Here is a 24,395-nt window from a genome sequence, read left to right as displayed (position 1 = left end):
GGGGGAGAGAGATGGAATACGCAAGAATGAAATTTTACTGCGATGAGAGCAGATGTATCGAGTGTGATGGCTGTTCAGTCGCTTGTGCTGAGGCGCATGAGCTTCCAGTAGGTATTAGTAGACGTAAAGTTGTAACGATTATTTCAACCTCCATTGCTTGTATGCATTGTACTGACGCCCCTTGTGCGCAAGTGTGCCCAGTGGATTGTTTCTATATCAGAGAGGATGGAATCGTCCTTCATGATAAAAATAAATGTATCGGTTGTGGCTATTGTCTTTACGCGTGCCCATTTGGTGCGCCACAATTCCCAAGAGATGGTGCTTTCGGTGCCAAAGGTGCGATGGATAAATGTACCATGTGTGCAGGAGGTCCATTAGAGACAAACTCCGTTCATGAGAGAGAACTTTATGGTCAAAACAGAATCGCTGAAGGGAAAGTTCCTGTATGTGCAGCAATGTGTTCAACCAAAGCACTCTTAGTCGGTGACGCTGAATCAGTATCAAACGTCTTTAGAGCACGTGTGATGGCTCGTGGTGGAAAAGGCATTAACTCTCCTTACGGATGGGATAAAGCGTATAAAAACCAATGAAAGGAGCAGCAATGAGAAAGAATCTACTGATGATCATTGCAGCTCTGAGTTTGGCAACAGTGGCATTTGCCACTGAGAGCCAAATCTGGGGTGAGATGCGCATACAAAATATTTTAGAATACGGCAAAGAGGGCAGTACCCACTTAGGACCTTTGTTTACCCTGTTGCAAAATAAATACTTTGCATGGATATTCCTAGGAGTCTTAATCGGAGTTCCTTTAGCCTTCTATATCCATTACCTGATTATAGGCCCCAAAGTGTTTCCACACAGTGCAAAGAAATACTATGCCTTTAATCTCTATAATCGAATAATCCACCAAGTAGCCGCAATAAGCTTTTTGGTGATTATACCCACAGGATTCATTATCGTTTTCGGTGACTTCTTTGGTGGTGGAACCTTTGTAAGAATGGCAAAGAACCTCCATGGTATCTTTACCATACCTTTCACTATTGTCGTCATTCCTATGGCTCTGATGTGGCTTAAAGAAGCACTCTTTAACATGGATGATGTCAAATGGTTTATGATCCTAGGAGGTTACCTCTCTAAAGAGAAAAAACCCATCCTAGCAGGGAAGTTTAATGCTGGTCAAAAGATGTGGTACTGGGTAGCAATACTTGGTGGTATTACCATGATCTTAAGTGGTGCATTCATGTTCTTCCTAGACTTTAAAATGCAAATGTTGCATGATCTCACAGGTCTATCTCAAATAGATATGTTAAGAGCAGCAGCGATTATCCATAATGTGATGGGCTTTGCAATCGTTGCAATGTTTATCACCCATGTGTATATGTCCATGTTTGCTATTAAAGGAGCAGTGCATAGTATTATTACTGGGTATGTTGAAGAAGAAGAAGTCAAGATTCTTCATAGTACATGGTATAAGAAACTGAGAGATCAGGGTAAGTTTTAATTTGACACGCTTTACAAGCTAAGCTTGAAAAGCTACGTTAAATACTAGGTCACTGAAGCTTGCCTCTTGCGAGGCAGAGTAAGTACTTTACATGTAAAGAGCAAGAGCGTAAAATCTCTTGCTCTTTATTTATTTTTTAGTGCTACAATATGCGAAACAAGCACGTTAAGGGGAAGGTATGGAGCCAGTTTATTCAACCAAGATTACTAAAATTAAGGGCAAAGAGAAGTTTGAGCGAGACGATATACTTGTTCGTGAAATCAAGTTAGAAATTTATGTCAATGGCGAAAAAGTGGGTGCGGTTATGGCCACACCGGTTGATCAAGAAGCCCTTGCCATCGGTTATTTGATGAGTGAAAATATCATCGAAAAATTTAGTGATGTCACTTCACTCAAACTCCTCAATGATGGTATGCAGGTGCACATCGAAGCTAAAGTCAATGTAGCTAATATTAAAAAATTGAATGCCGAAGGTGTTGTTATCAGTGGATGTGGAAGAAGTATGACTGCCAACATTGATCCCGAAGCGATTGAAGCGAAAGTCATAAAAAGTGATTTTACACTCCGTGCGGATCTTCTTTGTAAAGAGATGGGACAGTTTTACACCGAGTGTCCTTTGTACGAACAAACAGGGTGCGTACATACTGCGAAGCTTTTTACTGATGCACATACATATTTCATTGGCGAAGATATCGCGCAGCACAATACGATTGATAAAGTGGTTGGAAAAGCGCAGATAGCAGGTGTTGATGTGCGTAATGCCTTTTTGATGGTGAGCGGTAGACTCTCTTCCGAGATGGTTGCCAAAGCCGTCATGCACCAAATTCCTATTTTGGCATCGCGTACGGCTTCAACGTGTTTAGGGCTTATGATCGCTGAGAAATTTGGATTAACGCTCATTGGATTTGTTAGGGGTGATACGATGAATGTTTACCGTAATCCACAGCGAATTATCGTTGAGGAGTAGAAAATGTCTGAGATGGAAGAACTGATCAAAAAATATTTGAATGAAAAAGGCAAACTAGACTGCACCGATGGCTTTAAAATCGCAGCAAAACTAAAGTGTTCTACCCTCGAAGTGGGTGCATGTGCCAAAGCAATGGATATACGCATCGACTCTTGTGAACTAGGACAGTTTGGGAAACTTGAAGGCGGTATCTACGACGCAGAGGCAGAGAATCGCCTCACGCCACTGTTAGATGAAAAGAATCGTGTTACATGTAAAGCTGCACGCGCTGCGGCAGCTGGTATTGGACTTAAAAAAAATTCGTGGCACATTGAAAGAAAAAACTACGATGTAACATTTTGTGAATTAGGATGTTTTAAAGAAAAAGCACGTCCACGTTTGTATGTCAAAACCAAAACATGGATCGAAAATGCTGAGGGTGAATTGCTTTTTGGCAAGGGTAAAACAGAAATCTTAGAGCTGATTGAGCAAGAGGGGTCTATCTCTAAAGCTTCTGAAAAGATCGGTATGAATTATAAAAAAGCATGGACACACATCAAAATCTTGCAAAAAAATATTAACGACACCATGGTTCAAACCAAGCAAGGGGGTGGCGAAGATGCAGGAACAACGCTTACTCCTGTAGCACGTGAATTTATGGACAATTACCGAAAGCTTCAAGCGGAGATTGAAACCTATGCCAATGAACGTTTTAAAGAGTTATTTCTAAAGCCGAGGAATAAAAAAGAGTTTGAAGACTAAATTGTAGTAAGCTATTTTGGTGCTATGAAGATTATGTAATATTTCATGTGTATTAGGATTTAGGGTTAAGTCTTAGCGTTCTTTTAAGTTCATATAGGTTGCCCTGTAAAGGGCAACCTTACGATTAGTTCTTGGCGCGAGTTTTAAAGTCTGGATAGAAGAGTTGTTTATCCATTAGTTTAAAGTTAGCGATTTCTGTTTGAATTTTGTCAGATGTGACCCACTCTATAAATTGTAGAGCACCTTTATAATCGGTATTGGCACATCTTTGTGGGTTAACAGCAATAACGGAGTAAAAGTTTTTAAGTGCATCAGCACCTTCATAGACGATAACCAAAGGTGGGTTACCTTTGTGATTTGCTTCGTATTTGATGTAAGTTCCACGATCTGTTAACGTAACACCTTTTTGTTCTGCTGCGATGTTGATCGTAGCGATCATGCCTTGCCCCGCTTCAAGATACCATGGTTGTTTTTCAGGTGTATGACCTAAAGCATCTTTCCAAACACCTTTTTCTTTATCATGTGTTCCTGATTTATCACCACGACTGACGAATTTAATCTTTTCCGTTTCAATAATTTTGAACACTTCTGAAATACTTTTACCCGCAAATTTGGCTTTCATGTCAGGTGTGCCAATAACAACAAAGTCATTGTACATGACAGGGGTTCGCTCAACGCCAAATCCTTTTTCCATGTATGTTTTTTCAGATGAAGGAGAGTGGACAAAAAGTACACTAACATCGCAGTTCTCACCTAGTTTTAAAGCGTTACCCGTTCCAACGGCGACCCATTTAAGATCAACACCTGTGTCGGCTTTATATTTAGGAACAAGGACATCTAAAAGACCAGTGTCACCTGTACTCGTGGTTGTTGCCATTTTAAGGTCAGCCGCACAGAGTAGCGAACTGAGGGCAAGAAGCGAGAAAAGCACTTTCCCTTTTAAGCGGTTCTTTACTGAAAACATTGAATAATCCTCCGAATATGTTTATTTAGCATGTTTGTAGTGTAGCGTATCTTTTTTTAAATTACATGTAAAAGTAGGGATAATTTTGGATTTTATTTTATCGGGCTTAAAAGAAGCTTTTTGGTTACTTGTTAACCTTGATCCTGAAACGATCTCGGCGGTTGATGTGACGCTAAAAAGTTCAACTCTTTCTATTATTTTTAGCATTGTTATTGGGTTGCCATTAGGGTTCTGTTTGGGCTTTTTTCAATTTCCTGGGCGAAAATTTTTCAAGCTTCTTTCCGACACCCTTCTTGCCATTCCAACGGTAGTGGTAGGTCTGATTGTTTACGCGTTTATCTCTAACCGTGGACCATTTGGAAGCTATGAACTGCTTTACACCTTACCGGGCATTGTGATTGGGCAAACACTTTTGGCATTGCCGATTATTGTCTCATTGAGTGCTACGGCTGTTGAAGGAATGGAGAAAAAACTTTACCTCACACTTGCCTCCTTTGGATTAACGATGGCACAAATGATTCGAAGCGTTGTTTGGGAGCTTCGTCATGCATTGATCGCCGTTGCTGTTGCTGCATATGGTCGTGTGGTAGCAGAAGTGGGCATAGCAATGATGATTGGCGGGAATATCAAGTGGTTTACCCGTACCATTACCACGGCGATCTCATTAGAAACTAACAAAGGCGAATTTGCCATGGGTATTTCACTTGGATTGGTATTGATGAGCATCGCTTTTTCGCTTAATTTTATGCTCTTCTTTTTGAAAAAACGCGCGAGAATCGTTGTATGAATACGGTCATGTATGAACTTAAAAATTTACGAACGTTGTATGGTGAAAAGCCTGTTTTGGACATTCAAACATTACAGGTATATGAAGGTGAAATTTTAGGACTCGTAGGTTCAAATGGTAGTGGCAAAAGTACGCTTTTACGCCACCTTGCCTTTTTAGAAGCAGCACAAAGTGGCACGCTTTGTTATCGTGGTTTTGATGCGAGTTCCATCCCTTTGTCCCTCAAGCGCGAAATTGGTATTTTATTGCCGGAACCTTACCTACTCAAACGTAGTGTACGAGAGAATCTTCTCTTTGGACTCAAAATCAGAGGAACCCTTGAAGATGCACCAGAGCGAATGAATGAAGCGTTAGAGTTAGTTGGACTTTTGCCTAAAAAATTTTTACATAGGGCATGGCATGAACTTTCCAGTGGAGAGACTCAACGTGTGGCATTGGCTTCACGACTCGTCCTTCATCCAAAGATGCTTTTACTTGATGAACCAACCAATAGTCTTGATTACAGCGGTGTTCCACAATTTACCGATGCTATTTTACATGCCAATCAAGTGTGGGGAACTACCATTGTCATTGCCAGTCATGATCTTTTGTGGCTCAATGAAATTGCTACACGTAAAGTTGGGCTTCATTTTGGACGTTTGATGGATTTTTCAACAACCAATCTCATCGTCGGTAAATGGCGTGAAAGTGGGGATGAGCGCTTTTTTGACTTTGATGAAAATCAAAGTATGTCATTACCAAAAAGCTATCGTATCGGCGAAAAACGAGGTGTGGCGATTAACCCACGTGATATTTCAGTCTCGATTGAACCTTTTACATGTAAAGATGATACGGTCTATTTGACAGGCATCATACGTGATGTGTTGCATGTCACCAAAACCAATGAGATTTCACTCAAAATTGTCATCGGCAATCATCTCTTAGAGTGTGTGGAGAGCTTTGAATACTTTAAGCGTTACCACTTTTACCCTTCTCAAAATGTGTATGTGAGTTTTGCCAAATCGGCGATAAAAGTGCCTTCTAAAGAAGCCTAGAGGAGTGTATTTCAGAGTCAAATCTTGAAGGAAAGGGTATTCAGGTATACTGTGGACTAACTGATGTTATTCAGTACTTCAAAGGCAGAAACCATGGCACAAAACTCTTTTTTACGTTGGCTCGGATGTGGCATTTTAGCACTGATTCTTTGGCTCTTTTTCCCATTTTTAAAAAGTTTTTTGTGTTGCCCTTTTGATGGCAATGGCCGTTTCTCCGCTACATCATCTTCTTGAGCGGTTTCTATCCAAATATGATGTACTTAAAAAGAGTGCATCTGTGCTTTCGGCAAGTATTGTCACGTTAGTTTTTTCACTGATTATTTTTGTGCCGATTACACTTTTTTTATTCAATCTTCTCAGTCATCCCTCTGATACGCTGGATATGATTCGCTCCATCGGCGATCAAATAGAAGAACAAAGTAAGCATCTGCCGAGTTATATGACATGGCTTGTGACTCCCATTGAAAGTCTTATTGAAATGTCAAAACTTCATAAAGACGAAATTATTGCTTTTTTAGCGAGCTGGCTTGGAAATGGTCTTAAAATGTTTATGTCCATGTTGATGGATATGGCAATAATAATCGTATTTTTCTTTTTCCTAAGCCTATACGGACGCAAAATCATCCTGTTTTTGTTCCCTATTATTCCGCTCAGTCGTTCTACCAAGCGGGATTTTTTAGAGGAGATGACAACGACTATGGCGGTGGTTTTTTACTCTCTTACGGGTGTGATGGTGGCACAAGGCATTGCCTTTGGTGTTTTCATTGCATTTTTTGATGGGTACAACGCTTTATTATTAGGGTTTTTAGCGGGGATTTCGTCGATTATTCCGATTGCAGGAACAGCGCTGGTGTGGATGCCGATTGCAGCAAATGAATACTTTCAAGGTAATACCTTTAATGCCATAGTGATTGCGGCGTATTCGTGGGCTATTTTGGCTTTTTTTATTGACAATATCGTCAAGTTGGTTCTTCTTAATTTTGTCAATAAAATACTCAGTAATGGCAAAAAACGCATCAATGAATTTATCATCTTTTTTGCGATTGTGGGTGGACTTGCTACATTTGGATTTTGGGGATTTATCTTAGGCCCTGCAATTATTGCACTGGCACTTACGACGCTTAGAGCCTTACGCAAAGCCAATCGCTCAAATCTTGGTCATGCGCAGGTCGGTGTCACAAAGGGTTAATTTTTAGTGAGAACTTGGATCTCTTTTTGAAGCTTATCAAGTTTTTTCATTAAGTGTTTGATTTCACTCCCTTTCATGACATCATCCATATCGGTGTTCATCGCTTTTTGAGTTGTCTCTTGAAAGGCTTGGCTTAATGCTTCAAATTTTGTTTTGGCTTTCTCAATCAAAACTTCGTAGTCATCGACTAATGTCTCTTCAAGGTCATTGAGTTTACATGTAAGCTCATCTTTGTTTTTATACACATAATAGGCACTAATACCTGTAATAGTCGCACCGAGTGCGAAACTGAGTAAATGGTTTTGATTCATTGTATCCTCTTTTTGGGTTGAATTTTTGTTAAATAGCTGCGAAAATGTTTTAATGGCAAGAGAGACATTGGTGAGTTGAGCGATACCACCAGAGGCCTTAAGTGCTAGGAAGTGACTTTTTTCTTCGAGTCCAGCTATGAGTTCGCTGACATCGTCTAGCATAAATGTGGCTTTTTGGCACAAAGTGCTCAGTTCATTTTGGCTAAGAGCGATAAACGCGGTTGCTTTGTGCATGGTTTGGATATGTTTGATGGTGAGCAAAACAATAGCGGTGGCAATAATGACCATGCACACCATAATAATCCCTACAAAAAGGGAGAGAAGCTGCTGATCGTTCATGTAAGAGCCTTTCAAACCTAGTATACTCTTGTTTATGAACATTACTGCTTGCTTTTAGGGTTGCCCTTTTAAACCAAGATTTAGGGTTGTATTATCTCCCATTTTGAATCTTTATAGATCAGTTTGAATATCTCTATGGTGTTTTCTTTAGTTGTATTGGTATCTTCATCAAAGATTCCATCACATTCAAGTTCAAAACTGAGCGTGTGATCATCTACCCATGCCGTGTGTTGCGTAATGCACTGCGCATGAAATTTGTGGGTAAAAACTTTGAGTATACGATCTTGCTCAAGGGTATAAACACTGATGCGGTGGGACTCTTCTGCTTCTGTTACAAAATAGTTTTGAGTAGGGCTGAGATAAGGCATGCCATCGAGTCTTATTCCCTTACCATCGCGTAAATCAAGGGCATAATAGGCTTCACTATCGGGCATAAAATCACTGTAGATAAGATATTTTTCTTTGAAAAAACAGCCTTTGAGCGTGTAAAGGAGTGTTTTGTACTCAGGGTCATCGCCCAGATATTCATCTTTAAATTCTAGGGTTTGTCCATTGAGCAGATGAATCGTTTTAACATCTTTCTCTTTTGTGAAAAAGGCCTTGCATTGTTCCAGTTGTGTACTATTGACATCACGCTCAAAATAGGCAAGATCCGCTAACAAAGTAGTTGTGATACATGCTAACACTATCCCGTAAACTTTCATGGTGCATTTCCTTTTGGATGCATGAAAATTCCCGCAGGGCAGGAACATACAAACGAAAAGCAATTTTTGATCCGCTTTTTGTTGGTAGTTACACTCCTTTTATTCGAAAGATAGTGTAGGCATTGCTAGAGTGCTTTTGTATGTTTTTTATTGGTATGGGTTATGAGCGCCAAAGACAAAAGTGATAAACAGGCTGCGACAAGATAAGGAATTTTAAGTCCCACCGTTTCACCGATAAACCCTGATGCGATGGGGGCGATAGCTGCACCCATCCAGCGTAAAAAATTATAGCCACCTGAGATAATATTGCGTTCAAAGTGTGATTCCATAACGTATGTTGTAAATAAAGAGTTATTGATTCCCGAAAGTAAACCGCTTAAAATGATGAAAATTGCCATAAATGTCAGTGAATTGACACTCATAAGTGCTACTAAAACAAGAGCAAAAAGAGACAAAACAACAGGGATGATCTCTTTAGCTTTCCACCTTCGTTCAAGCTGTGTACTCAGGACTACCGAACCAAGAGCCAATGCAAATCCCCATCCAAAAAAGAGCAGTCCAATCTTAATAGGTGTCATTTGAATCACTAAGGGTGAATACGCAAGTACCACAAAAAATCCATAGTAATAGAGCATAGCTGCTAATGAAATTTTGACGAATTTTGCATCGTGAAATAAGGCTTTAAGCTCTTGTAGACCAGCTGGTTTATGGGATTTCTTTTCTTTGGGGTTTTTAACAAAAATGACCACCAATAAAAAAGCGATAACGGTTAACGTACCTGTGACTAAAAAAGGGTAGCGCCATGAGTATTGCCCGACAAAGCCTCCTAAAAGAGGACCTGCTGCAATACCAAATCCGATAGAGCCTTCAAATAAGCCAATAGCTTTGTGGTGATCGCTTGAGAGTGCAATTAAAAGAATAAGCGCTGTTGCAAAAAAATGTGCATTCCCATATCCCCAGCCTGCTCGAAAAATCGCTAACATCGTAATATTTTGTGCCGTTGCGCACAAAAGGGCAGAAATAGCAACAATAGCAAGTCCCAAAGCCATGACGCGCTTATCTCCTAATTTACTGGCAAGCATTCCCGCAGGAATCATAATCAGTGCCATCATAAAAATATACGTTGTAAACAGAAGTTCGACTTGCCGGCTCGTTGCCCCAAGATGTTGTGCGATGTCCGGAAGGATGGGATCAACCACACCCATACCCATAAATGCGAGAAAAGTTGCGAAAACAGTGACTTTTTGTGCGAGATTATTGCTGTGTATTTGACTCATGAAATGCCTTAAGAGAGTTTGTCTAGAAGGGTAAAGAGCATTTTTCGCTCTTCATCGGTTAGCTTTTGGGCTAAAGTATTCCGAAATGCTAGTACACAGGCTTCCGTTCTTTCTAAAAGTGCTTGTCCTTGTGGCGTTACAGCAATAACATTAGCACGCTTATCGCCTTCAACTGATTTTTTAACAATCAACTCTTTTTTTTCCAGTGAATCGAGTGTTCGGCTGATGGTTGTGTGGCTTTTATTTAAAAGTGTTGCCAATGTTGTTTGATTAACTTTTTCACATGAGGTAAGAATTTCAAGTAAAATTCTCTGCTCAGGCGCAATGCCATATTCACTTAAAAGGGTATTGATGGTTTGGTTGATATGATTGGCAACACGTGCAACTCGAAAGCCGACTGTATTGTTAAGTGTTTCTTTCATAGGTACTCCAAATGTTTGCATATGCAAACTTATTGAAGTGTTAAAAAATTATAGTTAAGAAGAGGTCTTATAAAAGCAAATCTGATTGCGCCCTTTTTCTTTGGCTTGGTACATGGCAAGGTCAGCCTCTTTGAGAATCATCGTACTGTCTTTTTTAGGATCATTTCCAAAAATAGTACACCCAATACTTGCCCCCAGTTGATAATTCCCATGTGCTAAGGCATAAGGCTTGCATAAAAGTGAGAGAATTTTATGTGCAATATTTTCTGTTAGATGATTAGCACTACCGTGCTGTTTACCAATATCTTTGAGTAAGACAATAAACTCATCACCACCAAGTCGTGCAACAAGATCACTCTCCCTGATCGTCTCTTTAAGACGTGCTGCCGTTTGAATCAGAAGCATATCGCCTGCATCGTGTCCAAACGTATCATTGAGCTCTTTGAAGTAATCCAAATCAATAAAGAGCAATGCTCCTAAATGGCTCTCATAAAGACAATGTTTTAAGGTTTTGTGCAAAGATTCTTCTAATAAGCGACGGTTTGCCAGACGGGTTAGAGGATCATAGTAAGCCAGTTCTTGAATCTTTAGCTGTTCTACTTTATTGGTGGTTATGTCGTTAAAATTGGCGATAAAGTGGGTGATGGTACCTTGATCATTGCGAATAGAGGTAATGGTGATAAATTCTGCATAAATTTCGCCATTTTTTCGCTTATTCCAAAGTTCACCTTGCCAAAAACCTTCTTCAAGTAATGCTTTCCACATCGCTTGATAAAAAGCTTTATCGTGATAGCCTGAATGAAGGACTCGGGGTGTTTGGCCAAGGATTTCATTGTCACTATAGCCCGTAATACGTGTAAAAGCCTCATTTACCTTTAAAATTTTTTCTTTAACATCAGTGATAAGAATAGCCTCTTGTGTTTCAAATGCAACGGCGGAAAGGTGTAGTTGTTCAATTTTCTTCTGCGTGTCAATGTTAATATAAACACCTGTAAGCAGTAAAGGTTCATTTTGCTCTGAAAATTCAATGACTTTACCTCTTACTTGTATCCAGACCCATTCACCAGAAGCCATTTTCATTCGACGTTCAATTAGAAAGGTTGCTTGAGCAAGAATCTGATCTTGAATTGAGGGTAGCATATCCTGTGCATCATCAGGATGTGTTAGTTCGTAAATTTTATCCCAGGGTGTCTCAAAAGAGTGGGGTTGATAGCCAAGGAGTAAAAAGCATTGTGTATCCCACGTCACTTGATTTGTCTTTAGATTCCATGTCCAAAGACCAGTTTGTGTTGCTTCCATGGCAACACGAAACTGTTTTTCATAGGAAAGTTGTTCTCTTTGGCGACTGTTTTCATTGTAATAACGTACAATCAATGCTAGTGTTAGGCCACACGTCAGTGTCATAAGAAGTATGATGATACCCAGCATTTTTTGACGTTCTTTATCCCAATAACCAAGGGTATTGACCTCATTCGTTTGAATTTCTACAATAAAAGGAAAAATTTTAGCGAGGCGAAACACATCTAAAAGAGAATGTGTTTCATCTCGTAGGTGGGCAAAAAAGTCTTCGTTTTCTTGTTGCCAATGGCTCAAATTATAGTGTGAAGCACCAAGGTATAATTGGGGATTGGTTGAAACTAAGAGTGTGCCATCAAGTCTCCACAAAGAGACAGTGCCTTGATCTATGGGTAGGGTGTTTGTATAGCGATTGGTAAGATAATCAATGTTGATGTTGGCGATGATATAATACAGCCTATCTTCGAAAAAGACTTTTTTGAGCAGAGGCAAAAAGGTTATCTCTGAAGAAGGTATAGGTTTTTCAATACTACTAGAATGGGCATTATCAAAATCTCTTCCTGCCCATGGAACACCAATGCGTAACAAGGGCGTTTCTCCAAAAGGGATAGGCAAAAAAATTTTCTACGGGTACTTTTTTGCCAATATTGGCTTCATGAGAACTTGCGATGATAACACCTTCGTCATTTAAAAGAGAGAGTGAGCGTAAATAGGGTGCATTATGCAATAGTTCAGTAAAAACGGGAGCAAGAGCAACATCAGAGGTTGATTCATTACTTAAAAGTGGGATACGATCTATGGTGATACTAGCATGCTGAAGGATTTGAGAAAAATGTTCTTCAATTGTATAGGCATGAAGATTGGCAATATGACGATGTGTTTGGATGGCTTCTTGGCGTAAGCTTGAGAGTGCCATAATGATAAACCCAATAATTATCGCAAAAATGGCAATCGCTGCGATAATATACCGAGTGACCTTTCTCTCCTCCAACAAAAACTGTTTCATAGAATTACTCGAGCACGACAATAGGTTCTAAGTGGTGGCGTTTTGCAGCGCTTAACAGCCTACCATCATGTTTAATAGCCTGAATAAAGGCTTCAACTTTCTGCTCCAAAGAAGGCTCATTTTGTGCTATTGCCCAACCATAAGGGGTGATATGAAATGGTTTAGTCGGTTTGATTAGCTTTGCCCACTCTTGTTCTTCAAGCATATAAATACCAAAAGGGTAATCGGTCATAAAAACATCAGCACGTCCAGCTTCAACCTCTTGTTCTCTTGCGTGAAGAGAATCGACGATAAGCAGTTTGGCATTTTTGAGGGAATTTTGCATGAGTTTCACATGGTAAGTTCCCTTAGCAACCGCAACGACAACACCTTCTTTATCAATGTCATCCCATGTTTGAATACGGCGGTTACTTTTGGCAGCAATAGCATAGACATCGCTGGCAAGATGAGGTGTTGTAAGGGTAAGGTATTTTTTTCGCTCTTCCGTATGACCGATGGCAAACATGGCTATATCGCAATAATGTGTGTTTATGTCTTGAATGAGTGTTGCAAACGAGCTGGATTTAAACTCTACACTGACACCCAAATCTTTGGCAAACTCTTTAGCTAAATCAATGTCAATACCGGTGAGCTCTTGCGTTCTTGGATTGACATAAGAGATACCATAATACTCTGGCCAAATGCAAACACGTATTTTTTTTGTTTCAAAAATCGTCGAGAGCACATCTGCGCTGAGTATAGATGTTGATGTTAAGGTTATAAAAAAGATCCAAAATAGATGTGCCATAATTGTGACCTTTTCATGGTAAAAATATTTACATTCTAAAGTATAACACAAAACAATTTCCTAAATTCATAATTTACCAAAATCGTGCTAGAATAAAGCCAATAAAGATAAAGGAGTTTACAATGTTTGTGAAACTAAACGATAGAGTTTACCTCAATGCTGACCGTATTACACGTATCAAAATTGATGAGGTACAAGATGGTATTCGTGTTCGTTTTTACGAAGGTCAAAATCAAGTGGCAAAAAGTCAAAAATTTGACAGTGTAGAAAAAGCAAGTGCGTGGATTGAAAAAATAATGAATGCAAAATAAGAGAGGATTTTATCCTCTCTTCCCTCTTTTTTTAGGTCTAAGGTTTAGACTAACTTAATTATACTTACTGGAGAAAATCATGAAATTAGATTGTAGTGGCTTGGCATGCCCAGAACCCGTTTTACAAACAAAAAAAGCGTTGGAAACACTCCCAAATGATTCTGTTCTTGAAGTGACAGTGAGTTCATTGGCTTCCAAAGAAAACGTGACTCGTTTTGCACAAAATGGCGGATTTGACGTAAGAGTGCAAGATTTAGCGGAAGGCAAAACTCTTATTACGATCGTCAAAGGCTTTACATGTAATGTTGTAGCGGATGCTAAAGATGAGAAGTTTTTAGACAAAACCTTGTTTCTTAAAAGCGATAAAGTCGGTGAAGGCGAACTGGGTGCAAAATTGATTGTTGGCTTTTTAAAATCCACTTTAGAGCTTCCTAAACTACCTCGTCGCATTGTGTGTGTCAATCAAGCTGTCCTCTTAACAACCGCGGATGAGAGTGCGCCTATTATGGAAGTGCTTAAAGCGCTTGAAGCGAAAGGCGTTGAGATTTATTCTTGTGGCGTCTGCTTAGAGTTTTTTGGTGTGAGTGATAAGCTCAAAGTTGGAAAAATTGGTAATGCCTTTGGCACGATTGAGATGCTTTTTGGTGGAGAGGGTACAATATCATTATAATAACGCTTTCAAAGCAAAGCTTTTCAAACTACGTTAACACTGGGTTTTCCTCAGCGGAAGGCTCGCACTACTTCTTGATCATTTCATGGTCAAGAAGTTGAAATTAAGGTACTAAATGAACAACGAAGCAAAATTGACCAAATACGTCAAAGCTGCTGGTTGCGCTGCCAAGCTGGGTCCGGGAGACCTCACAGAAGCGTTGGGAGGGCTTTCCTGCACGCATGAGAATGTTTTGGTCGGAATGGATACCAGCGACGATGCGAGTGTTTATTATCTCGATGAAGAACGCGCACTCGTGCAAACCGTCGACATTATCACGCCTGTGGTGGATGACCCTTATGTGTACGGACAGATTGCAGCGGCAAATTCTTTGAGCGATGTTTTTGCCATGGGTGGCGAAGTGGCTACGGCGATGAACATTGTCGGATTTGATGGGTGTCATCAACCCCGCTCGATCTTAAAAGAGATTTTAGAAGGCGGGCAGAGTAAAGTTGTCGAGTGTGGCGGCATCATCATCGGCGGACATACCATCGAAGCGCCTGAAATGACCTATGGTATGAGCGTGACGGGTTTTGTGCATCCAAAGAAAATTTACCGCAACAATACACCACGCATTGGGGACATGCTGATTTTGACCAAACCTTTGGGGATGGGCATCTTAACAACGGCGATTAAAGCGGATATGCTAGAAAAGAGTGTTGTTGAAAAGGTCGCTTCCATCTTATCAACGCTCAACCATAAAGCTTCACGCATTATGCGCCAATACGATGTGAGTGCCTGTACCGATGTGACGGGATTTGGACTTTTTGGGCATGGGTATGAGATGAGTTTTAACCGTGTTACCATCGCGTTTGAGATGAAAAATATTCCGATTTTAGATGAAGCCAGAGCACTTGCTGATATGGGGATTATTCCTGCAGGTGCATATACGAACAAGAGTTATTTAAGCTCTAAAGTTCACGCCAAAGTACCGCATAAAGATGAGATTATTTTATACGATGCGCAAACCTCAGGTGGACTTTTGATGGCAGTGTCTCAAAACGATGCCCCAAAACTTCTGAAACATCTTCAGGATGAAGGGTTAACGTACAGCGCTATTATCGCGGAAATTTTGCCTTTGGGTGAAAAACCACTGCTTTACATGTAAAGAGATGAGATAACCCAAAAGGGTTATCTCTTGTGGGTTATGCCTTGAGATCAAGGTTTGACCCAATACCCTCTGATGCCAGCCCAGAGACTTGCGCTGATGCAGTGTCTGTTGGTTGAGGCAGAGATTCCAACATTTTTGAAACCATCTGTTCTTGAACCTTCATTGCTTGCTTCATTGCATAAATTTCTGTGCTTGACGGGATGCTACTATTGAGTGCGTCCATTATTTACTCCTTATTAAGAGCTAACTCTATATCGGCAAATTTCCATTTGAGTTAAAATTAATCTGGAACTTAAAATGCTTGAGTTAATATGTGATACACTATATCGCAAAAGCAGGGATCGTTTGTAAAGGATACTTTATGGAAGCCAAGCATTATCTCTTATGCCCTCTTTGTAGTTACGAAACAGAGCATATTACACTCGCACGAACGCATCGACATATTCGTTTGCAGAAAAAATGGATGGTCTGTCTTGATTGCAGACATCTCCAAGAAAAGCCACATCCCAAACGATTTTTGATTCAAGCATTTAAAGTTTTATGGTTACATGTAAAACAATTTGCTTTTAAAAAGCATACGCACAATCCATCCTCTCTTGTTCCAAAACTTTTGCATAAACCCAGTTGTCAGAAGTGTCATGGGCATCATTTATTAGAGTGGGATGGAAATTGTCCTAAATGTGGAAGCGCTTTTTTAAAAAAAGTAGTGTGAGCTTATTTGGTGTGCACTAAAAGCCACCCAATTACCCATGCACCGTCTTTAGCAAAATAGACTTTTTGATCAAAAAACTGCATTGCATCAATCGTCTCTTTTGCCAATAAAGCGCCTGCGACTAAATTTTTTGCCCCATAATACCCTCGTAAAAAGCATTGTGCACTATCATCATGACACTCTTTTTGTTCTTCGTGCGAAAAGAGAGCAATAACTTTCTCAAAATCTGCTTTTTCTAAACGAACAAACGGCTCTAACTGACCATTGGTTTTCAAATAGGCAGTTGCCCAAAAAATACCACCAGTGGCATAGAGTGCCTCTTTTGTGTGAGTTGTTTGAAGTGTAGAGAGCTCATTTTGAATCACACTGACACATTTTGCTTCAAAGGAAGTATTGGTGTCACGTAAGTCTGCTTGTTGGGTTAACGAAACTGTTCCGAGTGGAATTTCAAAAAAATCAATGGTATTTTGCGCATCCATCCAAGCTACTTTTGTGTTTCCTCCACCAATATCGATCATAGAAGCACTCAGCCATTGTGCTTTAGGAACAGAGCCATAAAAAGCGAACGTGCTCTCCTCTTTTTCATTGATAAAATAGAGCGAATGATGCGTCATTTTTTTGACTTTGGTCTCTAACGCTGGTCTATTTTTGATTTTATAGATAGCACTGCTAGCGATAATAAAGATGTTCTGTTCAGATATATTTTGGTCATGTAGAAGCATGTTTTGAAGTATTGCAATGTCAGAGCTGACATGTTGTATCATCTCTGGTGTCATTATGTGATGCTCTGTTATGCCGCTTTGTGGAGCGGTGTTAAGAGCATTTCGATAATTGATCTTGGTAAGAGTGTTATCTATCTCTATGACATAGGCTTTAACACCTTTTCCTCCTATTTCGATGGCGCCATACTGCTCACCAAAGAGGACAGCATGGCATAAAAAAATGCAGAGAAAAAGACGTGAGAAAAAACTTTTCTTAAAGGACAAGGCAGTAGCCTGCGATAATAGCGCCAATACCGCTTAAGACTAAAGAGCCCATCCAAAACTTTTTATTGCGAGTGAGTGCTGAAATAGAGGCAAGCGCAATCGAAATTTGTAAAAAGGTAATCGCAAAGCTAAGAATGTGATGAATGTGATAGTAGTGATCACTCTGTTCATTCCGTAATTCTTTCAGTCCTTCAATACGCTCCGCTTCGGCTTTAATCTCTTCTTGTTCTTTTTTGTAGACCGCTACTTTTTTCTTAAAATCTTCCGCTTTATCAGGGTAGATTTCCGCATTAACCGTGTAAATATGCGCCTTCACACTTTTAGCTTGGTAAAAATTCCACTGATCTGAGGCTTGACTTTGGTACAGTACCGCTTCGTTTTTGGTGAGGATCGTTTTGGATGTAATTTGTGATTCATACAAACCAACGAGGGCTGTCACAATGGCGATAATGGCAGTACTTAGCGAAATATATGAAAGCCAACCTTCTACTTCTTCCTCTTTATGTTCCACCTCAGCAATAGCTTCCTCAACTTGTTTTAAATGTTCTTCAATGGCATTACTTTCCATGGGTCATCCTCTTCTAAAATCTAAAAATGCGCGCGTATTTTATCAAAAAAATACTACTTTTGATCTACTTTTGTTTTTAATGTTTTTTCTGTAATGGTATGGAGGTAATAGTACGCCACACCGATAAGTAATCCAATAAGAGGAAGCGCGTAGTACCAGTGTGTTTTTGCCCATTTAATGACACCTAAAATTTCATTTCCGAAGTACCACACTGGGATAATAATCAATGCTGCCCAGCACCATGCCGCAAACAGGTTGATCACAGCATATTTTTTAGCGCTGTACCCAGTTAGTCCTATGGCAATAGGAATGATTGTGCGAAGCCCATATAAGTAGCGCTGTAAAAAAATGATCGGCCAACCATGTTTTTTAAGCAGGAGATGCGCTAGTGCAAATTTGCGTCGTTGCTTTTTGAGCGTGCGATGCACATAACTTTTATTAAATCTTCCAATGTAAAAATAGATTTGATCCCCTGCAAAACCACCCAGTCCTGCTACAAAGATAGCGATAAAAAGTTGCATGTCTCCTGTATGGCTAAAAAGTCCAGCCATTACCAGACCACTTTCACCTTCTAAAATACTCCAGAAAAAAAGAATAATGTACCCATACTCTTGCATACTTGAGATAAAAAAGTCTTCCATAATCTGCCTATTTAATTCTTGTGTCGCATGGAAGCGGCTGTTTGTTCTGCATTAAAATTTCGAGCGGCTGCTGCAACCTCTTTATCAACGATGGTTTGACCAATGGGAAAGAGCGAGATAGCGGCAAGTTTGAGGTGTTGGATGCCAAAAGGAATACCAATAATCGAGGCAAAACATGCAATCGCAGAGAAAACATGACCAAGAGCAAGCCAAATACCTGCAAAGAGAAACCAAATAACGTTACCCACGACCCCAAAGGAACTGGTTCCAATATCGTCTTTGTGCAGGAGCTCTTTACGACTGATGGCTTCTTTGCCAAATGGAAAAAAGGTAAATTGACCGATGATAAAACAGGCTTTTGCCCACGGAATGCCGATAATAGTGATAAATGCGAATATTCCTACAATCCACCAGCAGAGTCCCATAAAAACGCCACCTAAAATAAACCATAAAAAGTTGCCGATTGAACGCATACTGTTTCCTTAACTGTTTGAGTGTCGTATTCTACTTAAAAGTAAGGTTGATTTTGATTACAAAAGGTGAAATGTTAAAAAAAAGAGAAGGGCAAAGAGTAACGCTCAGACCGGGCAATCTGAGCGCATCTTTTAAAATGATTGAGTGTTTCACAAAAAGGAGGTTATTGACTTGGTAATGAAAGTATAGGAGAATAGATTAAACGTGTGATTAACCTTTTGTAAATAAAAAGTCAATGAGAAAATTTAACAACGTTATCACTTCTTTGACGTTCATTTCTTCAATACAGGATCCACATGGATCATAATATAAAGCACCGGATGTTTGGACATAACATTGGCTTTGACAGCTTTGGCTATGATGTGACCTTCCGCTACGGTAATGGAGCCATCAATATCCAAATGGACATCAGCCAAAATCAAATCACCTGCTTTACGTGTTTTTAACTGGTGAAATCCGATAACGCCTGGCGTTGCAGCAATTTCAGCAGCAATAGCAGCTACTTGATCTTCGCTGATGGATTTATCTAACAAATCTTGCGTTGCATCCCATAAAAACTTCCATCCCATTTTACTTACAACAAACCCAACAATCAAAGCTGCAATAGGATCAAGAATAGGAAAACCAGCAAGGTTTCCAATAATACCGATGGATACAACCAAAGACGATGCCGCATCCGATCTTGCATGCCAAGCGTTTGCAATCAACATACTTGATTTCACTTTTTGTGCAACCGCTAACATATAACGGAAGAGCAACTCTTTCGCCAGCAATGAACCAAGTGCTGTCCAAAGTGCTATCAGATGCACCGTTGGAATAGACTCAGGAGATTGTAGTTTATGCACCGCCGACCAGACCATGCCAATGCCCACTACTAAAAGTAATCCCCCTAAAATCATAGAAGCTAAGTTTTCATAGCGTTTATAACCATAATGGTAATGGGTATCTGCCTTTTTTTGGCTTTTCCATGCAGCCACAAGGGCGACAAAATCAGCGCCTAGATCTGATAAAGAGTGAATACCATCAGCAATCAAACCCTGTGAACCTGATACAATACCAATAATAACTTGGCAAATAGATAAACAGAGATTGACAAAAGCACTGACCCAAATACTTTTGTTAACAGCTCTTTTGGTCTTTGCGGTACTCTCTTCTTCCATCCCCATTTCTTCTGTAAAATTTCCCAATATAAACTCCTCTTTATACGCCCTGTTTTAAATTCTAGCAAATTTTTTGATGTAGTACATTTTAACACTTTGCGTTAAAAAAGATATACCCTATCATCATTACACCTAAAATACTCCAATACTCAGTAGGCAAGGCAACCAGTCCTAAGGATGCGGCAAATGGAGAAAAAGGTAACCAAATTCCCAAACACATAATGCTCGCCGTCATCAAGATAACCGGCAAACTTGCGGTACTTTGAAAAAATGGAATTTTGTCGGTTCGAATAATGTGCACAATCAGTGTTTGCGAGATGAGAGACTCCACAAACCACCCTGTTTGAAACAACGCCTCATTATGCCACGCATCAAAGATATAAATCATTACGCCAAACGTAATATAATCAAACACTGAACTCGTAGGTCCAACGATAAGCATAAAGTTTTTAATATCGGCAATATCCCATTTCTTGGGTCTTTTGATCAGTTCATCATCCACATGATCGGTGGGTGTAGTGGACTGAGAAAGATCGTATAAAAAGTTATTGGTGACGATTTGAATCGGGTGCATAGGAATAAACGGCAAAAGGGCACTGGCTCCGACCACACTAAACATATTGCCATAGTTTGAACTTGAGCCCATTTTGATGTATTTGATAATATTCGCAAACACTTTTCTTCCCAGCAACACCCCTTGCTCTAAAACGAGCAGACTGCGTTCGAGTAAGATGATGTCAGCAGTCTCTTTGGCAATATCTACGGCGGTATCGACAGAGATACCCACGTCAGCGAGTTTAAGGGCAGGGGCGTCATTGATACCATCACCCATAAACCCAACAGTGTGACCATTTTGTCTGAGTGCACTGACAATGCGCGCTTTATTGTCAGGGGAGAGTTTGGCAAAAACATTGGCTTTTTCAACAGCAAGTTTGAGCTCCTCTTCATTCATCGCATCAATGTCAGCTCCTTGGTAAATAGCGGTAATATCCAACCCCACATCTTTACAGATTTTTGTCGTGACACGTTCATTGTCACCGGTGAGAACTTTAACGCTGACGCCGTATTCATTTAACATTTTGATTGCTTTTTTTGCACTCTCTTTGGGAGGGTCAAGAAAGGACATAAACCCTGCCAAAATCATTTGGGATTCATCTTGGATTGCATAGGCTTGTTGAGAATTGGGTATGTTTTTGTAGGCGACGGCAATAACCCTAAAACCATCATTGTTGTATTCATTAACCAGATTAAAAATATCACTGTACATCGTAGTATCCAGTGGTAAAATCTCACCATTTTTTTCAACATGTGTGCAGACTTTAACCATCTCTTCGACAGCACCCTTGGTGATGAGAAGATGTGAATTGTCGGTTTTACCAACCACAACGGACATTCGTTTGCGGTTAAAATCAAAAGGAATTTCATCTACTTTATTGGGAAATTCATTAACTGCCAACCCTTCGATTTCAGAGTGCTCCAAAACAGCGACGTCCAGAAGATTTTTCAAGCCAGTTTGATGGAAACTGTTTAAGTAGGCTAATTCTAAAACATGGTTACATTTTTCACCATTGACGTTGACATGTTGTTCGAGGATAATTTTATCTTGGGTAAGTGTGCCTGTTTTATCGGTGCATAAAACATCCATCGCTCCAAAATTTTGAATGGCACTGAGCTTTTTAACAATGACTTTTTGCTTTGAGAGTGCAAAGGCACCTTTGCTTAAATTGACCGTGACGATCATCGGTAGCATTTCAGGAGCAAGCCCCACGGCAACAGAGAGTCCAAATAAAAAGGCACCCATCCAATCATGTTTTAAAAAGCCATTGACCAGCATCACTACAGGCACCATGACAAACATAAATCGAAGCATCAACCATGTAAATTTTTTGATGCCTATATCAAAGCTTGTTGGCTCCGCCGCACTCTCAATCACTTTGGCAATGGAGCCAAGATAGGTCTCTTTTCCTGTGGTACACACAACGCCAATCGCTGTTCCACTCTCAATACTAGAACCCATAAAACAGATATTATGTGCGCTTATCATGGATTCAATTTCATGCGGTTCATTGATGGCAACTTTTTCCACAGGCATCGCTTCACCTGTCAGCGAGGCTTGATTTAAAAAGAGATCTTTGGAGCTGATGATTCTCAGATCTGCGGGGATGATGTCACCTGCACTCAGATGGACAATGTCGCCAGGTACAATCTTTTTGATGGCTATTTCAATGGTTTGAGAGTGAGACTCATGGATTTTATAATTAGATTGGGTAGTGATTTCATCTGAACTGGGTTCATCATTTTGCCTGAGTACTGTTGCAGTTGATGAGACCATACTGCTGAGTTTTTCAGCCGCTTTGCTGGAACGAAATTCTTGCATGGAAGAGAGCGCAACACTCAGAAGTGTCATGCCTCCAACGACAACGGCAGTTCGTACATCGTCCATGTAAAGTGAAACAGTGGCAAGAACGATAAGCATGAGTGTCAATGGATTTTTAATATTTTCAAAAATAACCAGCAAAGGGTTGGCTTTTTTGTTTTCCGAAATGATATTCGCCCCAAATTTTAAAAGATGTTTGTGCGCCTCATGCTTGCTTAACCCTTTTTCAGAACTACCAAGCTTTTTAAAGAGTTCTTCTTTGGAACAGGTTGCAAGTTCTTTGAGTTTGTGGGTGCTAGACTGTGTACTGGCGATATTTTGCTTGGATGCTTTAAAGTTTTTTGGCAAAAATGCAGGCACTAAGGTGTGAAAAAAATAGTCATATTTGAACATAGCTCATTCCTTCTTATAATGTTAAGAAGGTGGTTTAGGGCTTAGAGTCGGCTGATTTAAAGTTTTGTGCAGGGCAAAAACAAACCACCTACAAAGGAGCAGACTTTACGAGAACTCGGGTGATCGTCCATGACTGCTCCTTTCTTTTTAGGTGGTTTTATTTGCGTAGAATTGTAGCTAAATTTTTTAAATAAATTGGTTACAAGAGATGAAAAATTTTGTGGCTACGTTGACGCAGTAAAAAATTTCATATAGAAATATTTTTGAGGCTTTTTTTGAAATTCGTCTATACTGTTTTTATCTTTACATGTAAAAAGGTTTTGCGTGATTATTCATCTGGATTTGGACTGTTTTTTTGTCTCTGCTGAACGAACGAGGACACCTTTTTTGAAAGGTAAGCCAGTTGTTGTGTGCAAAAGTAGTGATGCTAAAATCTTTAGTACGCTTGATAGTGAAAGCGTCATGACCGAGTCCGTGGGTGGTTTCAATGGACTCATTCAACATAAAAAAACATTTTCAAGCTTTGATAAAGAGGCGTGGAAAAGCGAGTTTATGGATGAAAAAGGGCGTGTTCATGGGATTGTGATTGCGAAGAGTTACGAAGCAAAGAAGTACGGCATCAAAACAGGCACTTCGCTTCGTGATGCACTCGCGATGTGCCCGAAGCTTCTCATTGTACCTAGTGACCATCTTTTTTATCAACTGCTTTCCACCAAACTCAAAGCTTTTTTACAGACCAAAATCCCCATCTTGGAGCAGTACAGCATTGATGAGTTTTGGGGCGATTTGAAAGGTTGGGTGAAAGAGGAGGAGACACACACTTTTATTGCCTCCTTGCAAAAAGAGATTTTAGAGAAATTTGATCTGCCCATTTCTATTGGAGCCTCAAGTTCCAAGTGGATCGCAAAACTTGCGACAGATTTTCGCAAACCCTATGGACTGACGTTAGTTCCTCAACATGAGATCGCTTCGTTTATCTCTTTGATGCCCATTGCAACCTTTCCTGGCATCGGGCGGGTGCTTCAGAAAAAGTTTGAAAGCTATGGTATTGCAACTTTAGGCGAAGTGTTGGAGCATCATAAGCTTGTTTCCGCGTGGGGCACCATCGGTAAAGACTTGCTTGCGCGCATCAGCGGGGTCGATAATGAACCCGTGGTGACCAAGCGAGATCGTCGTTCCATTGGCATTTCGCGCAATTTTCATGTCATTCATAACCGTGATGAGGTGTTGCGCCGTGCGATTATTCTCTCACGTCATCTCTCTTATACGATTGCGAAGCTGGATTTGCACCCAACGACTTATTATTTATATCTACGCTACGAAAATGGCATTTCCTCTAAAAGCTCCCAAACGCTTGATCGCTCTTTTAGCGAGGGTTTGTACCGTGAGTGGGTTGTTCAGATGTTTTCATCACTTGACACACACCCCCATTATGGGATTTTGCATCTAGGCTTGGCGCTTTCAAACTTCATCACGCCTTCACAAACCAAGACCTTTTCCCTTTTACATGTAGAGGAGGACGAGAAGTCAAAACGGTTGTCTGAGAAACTGACCAAACTACGTGATAAGTACGGTATAGATATTATAAGGAGTGGGGCTGAGAAACAGGAGAATGAAAAAGAATAAAT

General features: G+C 40.1%; 28 protein-coding genes. 13 read left to right on the top strand and 15 right to left on the bottom strand.

The window, feature by feature from the left end; all coding sequences use genetic code 11:
* Window positions 1-11: 11 nt before the first annotated feature.
* The 4 genes from fdh3B to Sdiek1_RS12965 all read left to right on the top strand — a co-directional run bounded on the left by fdh3B (window position 12) and on the right by Sdiek1_RS12965 (window position 3,209).
* Window positions 12-590, top strand: coding sequence for a formate dehydrogenase FDH3 subunit beta (gene fdh3B / locus Sdiek1_RS12980; protein ID WP_087439909.1), 579 nt, complete (start codon window positions 12-14; stop codon window positions 588-590).
* Between the two features lie 11 nt (window positions 591-601).
* Window positions 602-1,501 carry a formate dehydrogenase subunit gamma gene (locus Sdiek1_RS12975; protein WP_087439487.1) on the top strand — a complete coding sequence of 300 codons (900 nt, stop codon included), beginning with the start codon at window positions 602-604 and terminating at the stop codon, window positions 1,499-1,501.
* Between the two features lie 178 nt (window positions 1,502-1,679).
* Entirely contained in the window at window positions 1,680-2,468 is a 789-nt protein-coding gene (fdhD, locus tag Sdiek1_RS12970) for a formate dehydrogenase accessory sulfurtransferase FdhD (RefSeq protein WP_087439486.1), read from the top strand.
* Window positions 2,469-2,471: 3 nt separating this feature from the next.
* Window positions 2,472-3,209, top strand: coding sequence for a winged helix-turn-helix domain-containing protein (locus Sdiek1_RS12965; protein ID WP_087439485.1), 738 nt, complete (start codon window positions 2,472-2,474; stop codon window positions 3,207-3,209).
* Window positions 3,210-3,333: 124 nt separating this feature from the next.
* Here Sdiek1_RS12965 and tupA read toward each other — a convergent pair whose 3' ends face one another.
* A complete protein-coding gene (gene tupA / locus Sdiek1_RS12960; protein ID WP_087439484.1) occupies window positions 3,334-4,173 on the bottom strand; it encodes a tungstate ABC transporter substrate-binding protein TupA in 840 nt (279 codons plus the stop codon).
* An 85-nt stretch (window positions 4,174-4,258) separates the two neighbouring features.
* Here tupA and tupB point away from each other — a divergent pair, with 85 nt between their 5' ends.
* The 4 genes from tupB (at window position 4,259) to Sdiek1_RS12945 (ending at window position 7,183) form a co-directional block, all read left to right on the top strand.
* The gene (gene tupB / locus Sdiek1_RS12955) at window positions 4,259-4,960 is read left to right on the top strand and encodes a tungstate ABC transporter permease TupB (RefSeq protein ID WP_087439483.1); all 702 of its coding nucleotides are present in this window, start codon (window positions 4,259-4,261) and stop codon (window positions 4,958-4,960) included.
* Entirely contained in the window at window positions 4,957-5,994 is a 1,038-nt protein-coding gene (locus tag Sdiek1_RS12950; protein WP_087439482.1) for an energy-coupling factor ABC transporter ATP-binding protein, read from the top strand. The genes tupB and Sdiek1_RS12950 overlap by 4 nt, the downstream gene beginning before the upstream one ends.
* 93 nt (window positions 5,995-6,087) lie before the next feature.
* Window positions 6,088-6,228 carry a hypothetical protein gene (locus tag Sdiek1_RS15335; RefSeq protein ID WP_238099017.1) on the top strand — a complete coding sequence of 47 codons (141 nt, stop codon included), beginning with the start codon at window positions 6,088-6,090 and terminating at the stop codon, window positions 6,226-6,228.
* On the top strand, window positions 6,191-7,183 hold the full coding sequence (locus Sdiek1_RS12945) for an AI-2E family transporter (RefSeq protein ID WP_369688469.1): 993 nt from the start codon (window positions 6,191-6,193) through the stop codon (window positions 7,181-7,183). The genes Sdiek1_RS15335 and Sdiek1_RS12945 overlap by 38 nt, the downstream gene beginning before the upstream one ends.
* On the opposite strand, the gene Sdiek1_RS12940 is transcribed toward Sdiek1_RS12945, so the two are convergent.
* From Sdiek1_RS12940 to Sdiek1_RS12910, 7 genes are all read right to left on the bottom strand, one after another.
* The gene (locus Sdiek1_RS12940) at window positions 7,180-7,833 is read right to left on the bottom strand and encodes a hypothetical protein (RefSeq protein ID WP_087439481.1); all 654 of its coding nucleotides are present in this window, start codon (window positions 7,831-7,833) and stop codon (window positions 7,180-7,182) included. The two genes, Sdiek1_RS12945 and Sdiek1_RS12940, sit on opposite strands and share 4 nt — an antisense overlap.
* Window positions 7,834-7,913: 80 nt before the next feature.
* A complete protein-coding gene (locus tag Sdiek1_RS12935; RefSeq protein WP_087439480.1) occupies window positions 7,914-8,537 on the bottom strand; it encodes a hypothetical protein in 624 nt (207 codons plus the stop codon).
* Between the two features lie 125 nt (window positions 8,538-8,662).
* Window positions 8,663-9,814, bottom strand: a complete 1,152-nt coding sequence (locus tag Sdiek1_RS12930; RefSeq protein ID WP_087439479.1) for an MFS transporter — start codon at window positions 9,812-9,814, stop codon at window positions 8,663-8,665.
* Window positions 9,815-9,822: 8 nt separating this feature from the next.
* Window positions 9,823-10,236 (bottom strand): MarR family winged helix-turn-helix transcriptional regulator, encoded by a 414-nt coding sequence (locus Sdiek1_RS12925; RefSeq protein ID WP_161492046.1) that lies wholly within the window; start codon window positions 10,234-10,236, stop codon window positions 9,823-9,825.
* 54 nt (window positions 10,237-10,290) lie between these two features.
* Window positions 10,291-12,120 (bottom strand): sensor domain-containing diguanylate cyclase, encoded by a 1,830-nt coding sequence (locus tag Sdiek1_RS12920; RefSeq protein WP_087439477.1) that lies wholly within the window; start codon window positions 12,118-12,120, stop codon window positions 10,291-10,293.
* Window positions 12,080-12,538 carry a hypothetical protein gene (locus tag Sdiek1_RS12915; RefSeq protein ID WP_087439476.1) on the bottom strand — a complete coding sequence of 153 codons (459 nt, stop codon included), beginning with the start codon at window positions 12,536-12,538 and terminating at the stop codon, window positions 12,080-12,082. The genes Sdiek1_RS12920 and Sdiek1_RS12915 overlap by 41 nt, the downstream gene beginning before the upstream one ends.
* 4 nt (window positions 12,539-12,542) lie before the next feature.
* Complete coding sequence (locus Sdiek1_RS12910; RefSeq protein WP_087439475.1) at window positions 12,543-13,325, bottom strand: substrate-binding periplasmic protein; 783 nt, start codon at window positions 13,323-13,325, stop codon at window positions 12,543-12,545.
* 122 nt (window positions 13,326-13,447) lie between these two features.
* Here Sdiek1_RS12910 and Sdiek1_RS12905 point away from each other — a divergent pair, with 122 nt between their 5' ends.
* From Sdiek1_RS12905 to selD, 3 genes are all read left to right on the top strand, one after another.
* Window positions 13,448-13,636, top strand: a complete 189-nt coding sequence (locus Sdiek1_RS12905; RefSeq protein WP_087439474.1) for a sodium-dependent tyrosine transporter — start codon at window positions 13,448-13,450, stop codon at window positions 13,634-13,636.
* A 79-nt stretch (window positions 13,637-13,715) separates the two neighbouring features.
* Entirely contained in the window at window positions 13,716-14,306 is a 591-nt protein-coding gene (yedF, locus tag Sdiek1_RS12900; protein WP_087439473.1) for a sulfurtransferase-like selenium metabolism protein YedF, read from the top strand.
* Window positions 14,307-14,421: 115 nt separating this feature from the next.
* On the top strand, window positions 14,422-15,453 hold the full coding sequence (gene selD, locus Sdiek1_RS12895; RefSeq protein ID WP_087439472.1) for a selenide, water dikinase SelD: 1,032 nt from the start codon (window positions 14,422-14,424) through the stop codon (window positions 15,451-15,453).
* 37 nt (window positions 15,454-15,490) lie between these two features.
* Here selD and Sdiek1_RS12890 read toward each other — a convergent pair whose 3' ends face one another.
* Window positions 15,491-15,679, bottom strand: coding sequence for a hypothetical protein (locus tag Sdiek1_RS12890; protein WP_087439471.1), 189 nt, complete (start codon window positions 15,677-15,679; stop codon window positions 15,491-15,493).
* 138 nt (window positions 15,680-15,817) lie between these two features.
* Between Sdiek1_RS12890 and Sdiek1_RS12885 the strand changes: the two genes are divergently transcribed.
* Window positions 15,818-16,168: a hypothetical protein gene (locus Sdiek1_RS12885; RefSeq protein WP_087439470.1), complete on the top strand. Its 351-nt coding sequence runs from the start codon at window positions 15,818-15,820 to the stop codon at window positions 16,166-16,168.
* 2 nt (window positions 16,169-16,170) lie between these two features.
* Here the strand turns inward: Sdiek1_RS12885 and Sdiek1_RS12880 are convergent, their stop codons facing one another.
* From Sdiek1_RS12880 to mgtA, 6 genes are all read right to left on the bottom strand, one after another.
* A complete protein-coding gene (locus tag Sdiek1_RS12880; RefSeq protein ID WP_087439469.1) occupies window positions 16,171-17,154 on the bottom strand; it encodes a Ppx/GppA phosphatase family protein in 984 nt (327 codons plus the stop codon).
* The gene (locus tag Sdiek1_RS12875; RefSeq protein ID WP_087439468.1) at window positions 17,144-17,722 is read right to left on the bottom strand and encodes a DUF4337 domain-containing protein; all 579 of its coding nucleotides are present in this window, start codon (window positions 17,720-17,722) and stop codon (window positions 17,144-17,146) included. Before Sdiek1_RS12875 ends, Sdiek1_RS12880 begins: the two co-directional genes overlap by 11 nt.
* 53 nt (window positions 17,723-17,775) lie before the next feature.
* On the bottom strand, window positions 17,776-18,363 hold the full coding sequence (locus tag Sdiek1_RS12870) for a DedA family protein (RefSeq protein WP_087439467.1): 588 nt from the start codon (window positions 18,361-18,363) through the stop codon (window positions 17,776-17,778).
* 11 nt (window positions 18,364-18,374) lie between these two features.
* Window positions 18,375-18,836 (bottom strand): YccF domain-containing protein, encoded by a 462-nt coding sequence (locus Sdiek1_RS12865; protein ID WP_087439466.1) that lies wholly within the window; start codon window positions 18,834-18,836, stop codon window positions 18,375-18,377.
* Window positions 18,837-19,109: 273 nt separating this feature from the next.
* Window positions 19,110-20,024, bottom strand: a complete 915-nt coding sequence (locus tag Sdiek1_RS12860) for a cation diffusion facilitator family transporter (RefSeq protein ID WP_202819564.1) — start codon at window positions 20,022-20,024, stop codon at window positions 19,110-19,112.
* A gap of 61 nt (window positions 20,025-20,085) precedes the next feature.
* Complete coding sequence (gene mgtA / locus Sdiek1_RS12855; protein ID WP_202819563.1) at window positions 20,086-22,767, bottom strand: magnesium-translocating P-type ATPase; 2,682 nt, start codon at window positions 22,765-22,767, stop codon at window positions 20,086-20,088.
* A 324-nt stretch (window positions 22,768-23,091) separates the two neighbouring features.
* On the opposite strand from mgtA, the gene Sdiek1_RS12850 reads away from it, so the two are divergent.
* On the top strand, window positions 23,092-24,393 hold the full coding sequence (locus Sdiek1_RS12850) for a DNA polymerase Y family protein (RefSeq protein ID WP_121494818.1): 1,302 nt from the start codon (window positions 23,092-23,094) through the stop codon (window positions 24,391-24,393).
* The last annotated feature ends 2 nt before the right edge of the window (window positions 24,394-24,395 follow it).

This window comes from Sulfurospirillum diekertiae, from assembly GCF_002162315.1.
Lineage (GTDB): Bacteria > Campylobacterota > Campylobacteria > Campylobacterales > Sulfurospirillaceae > Sulfurospirillum.
This window is presented reverse-complemented; position numbering and strand designations above follow the sequence as displayed.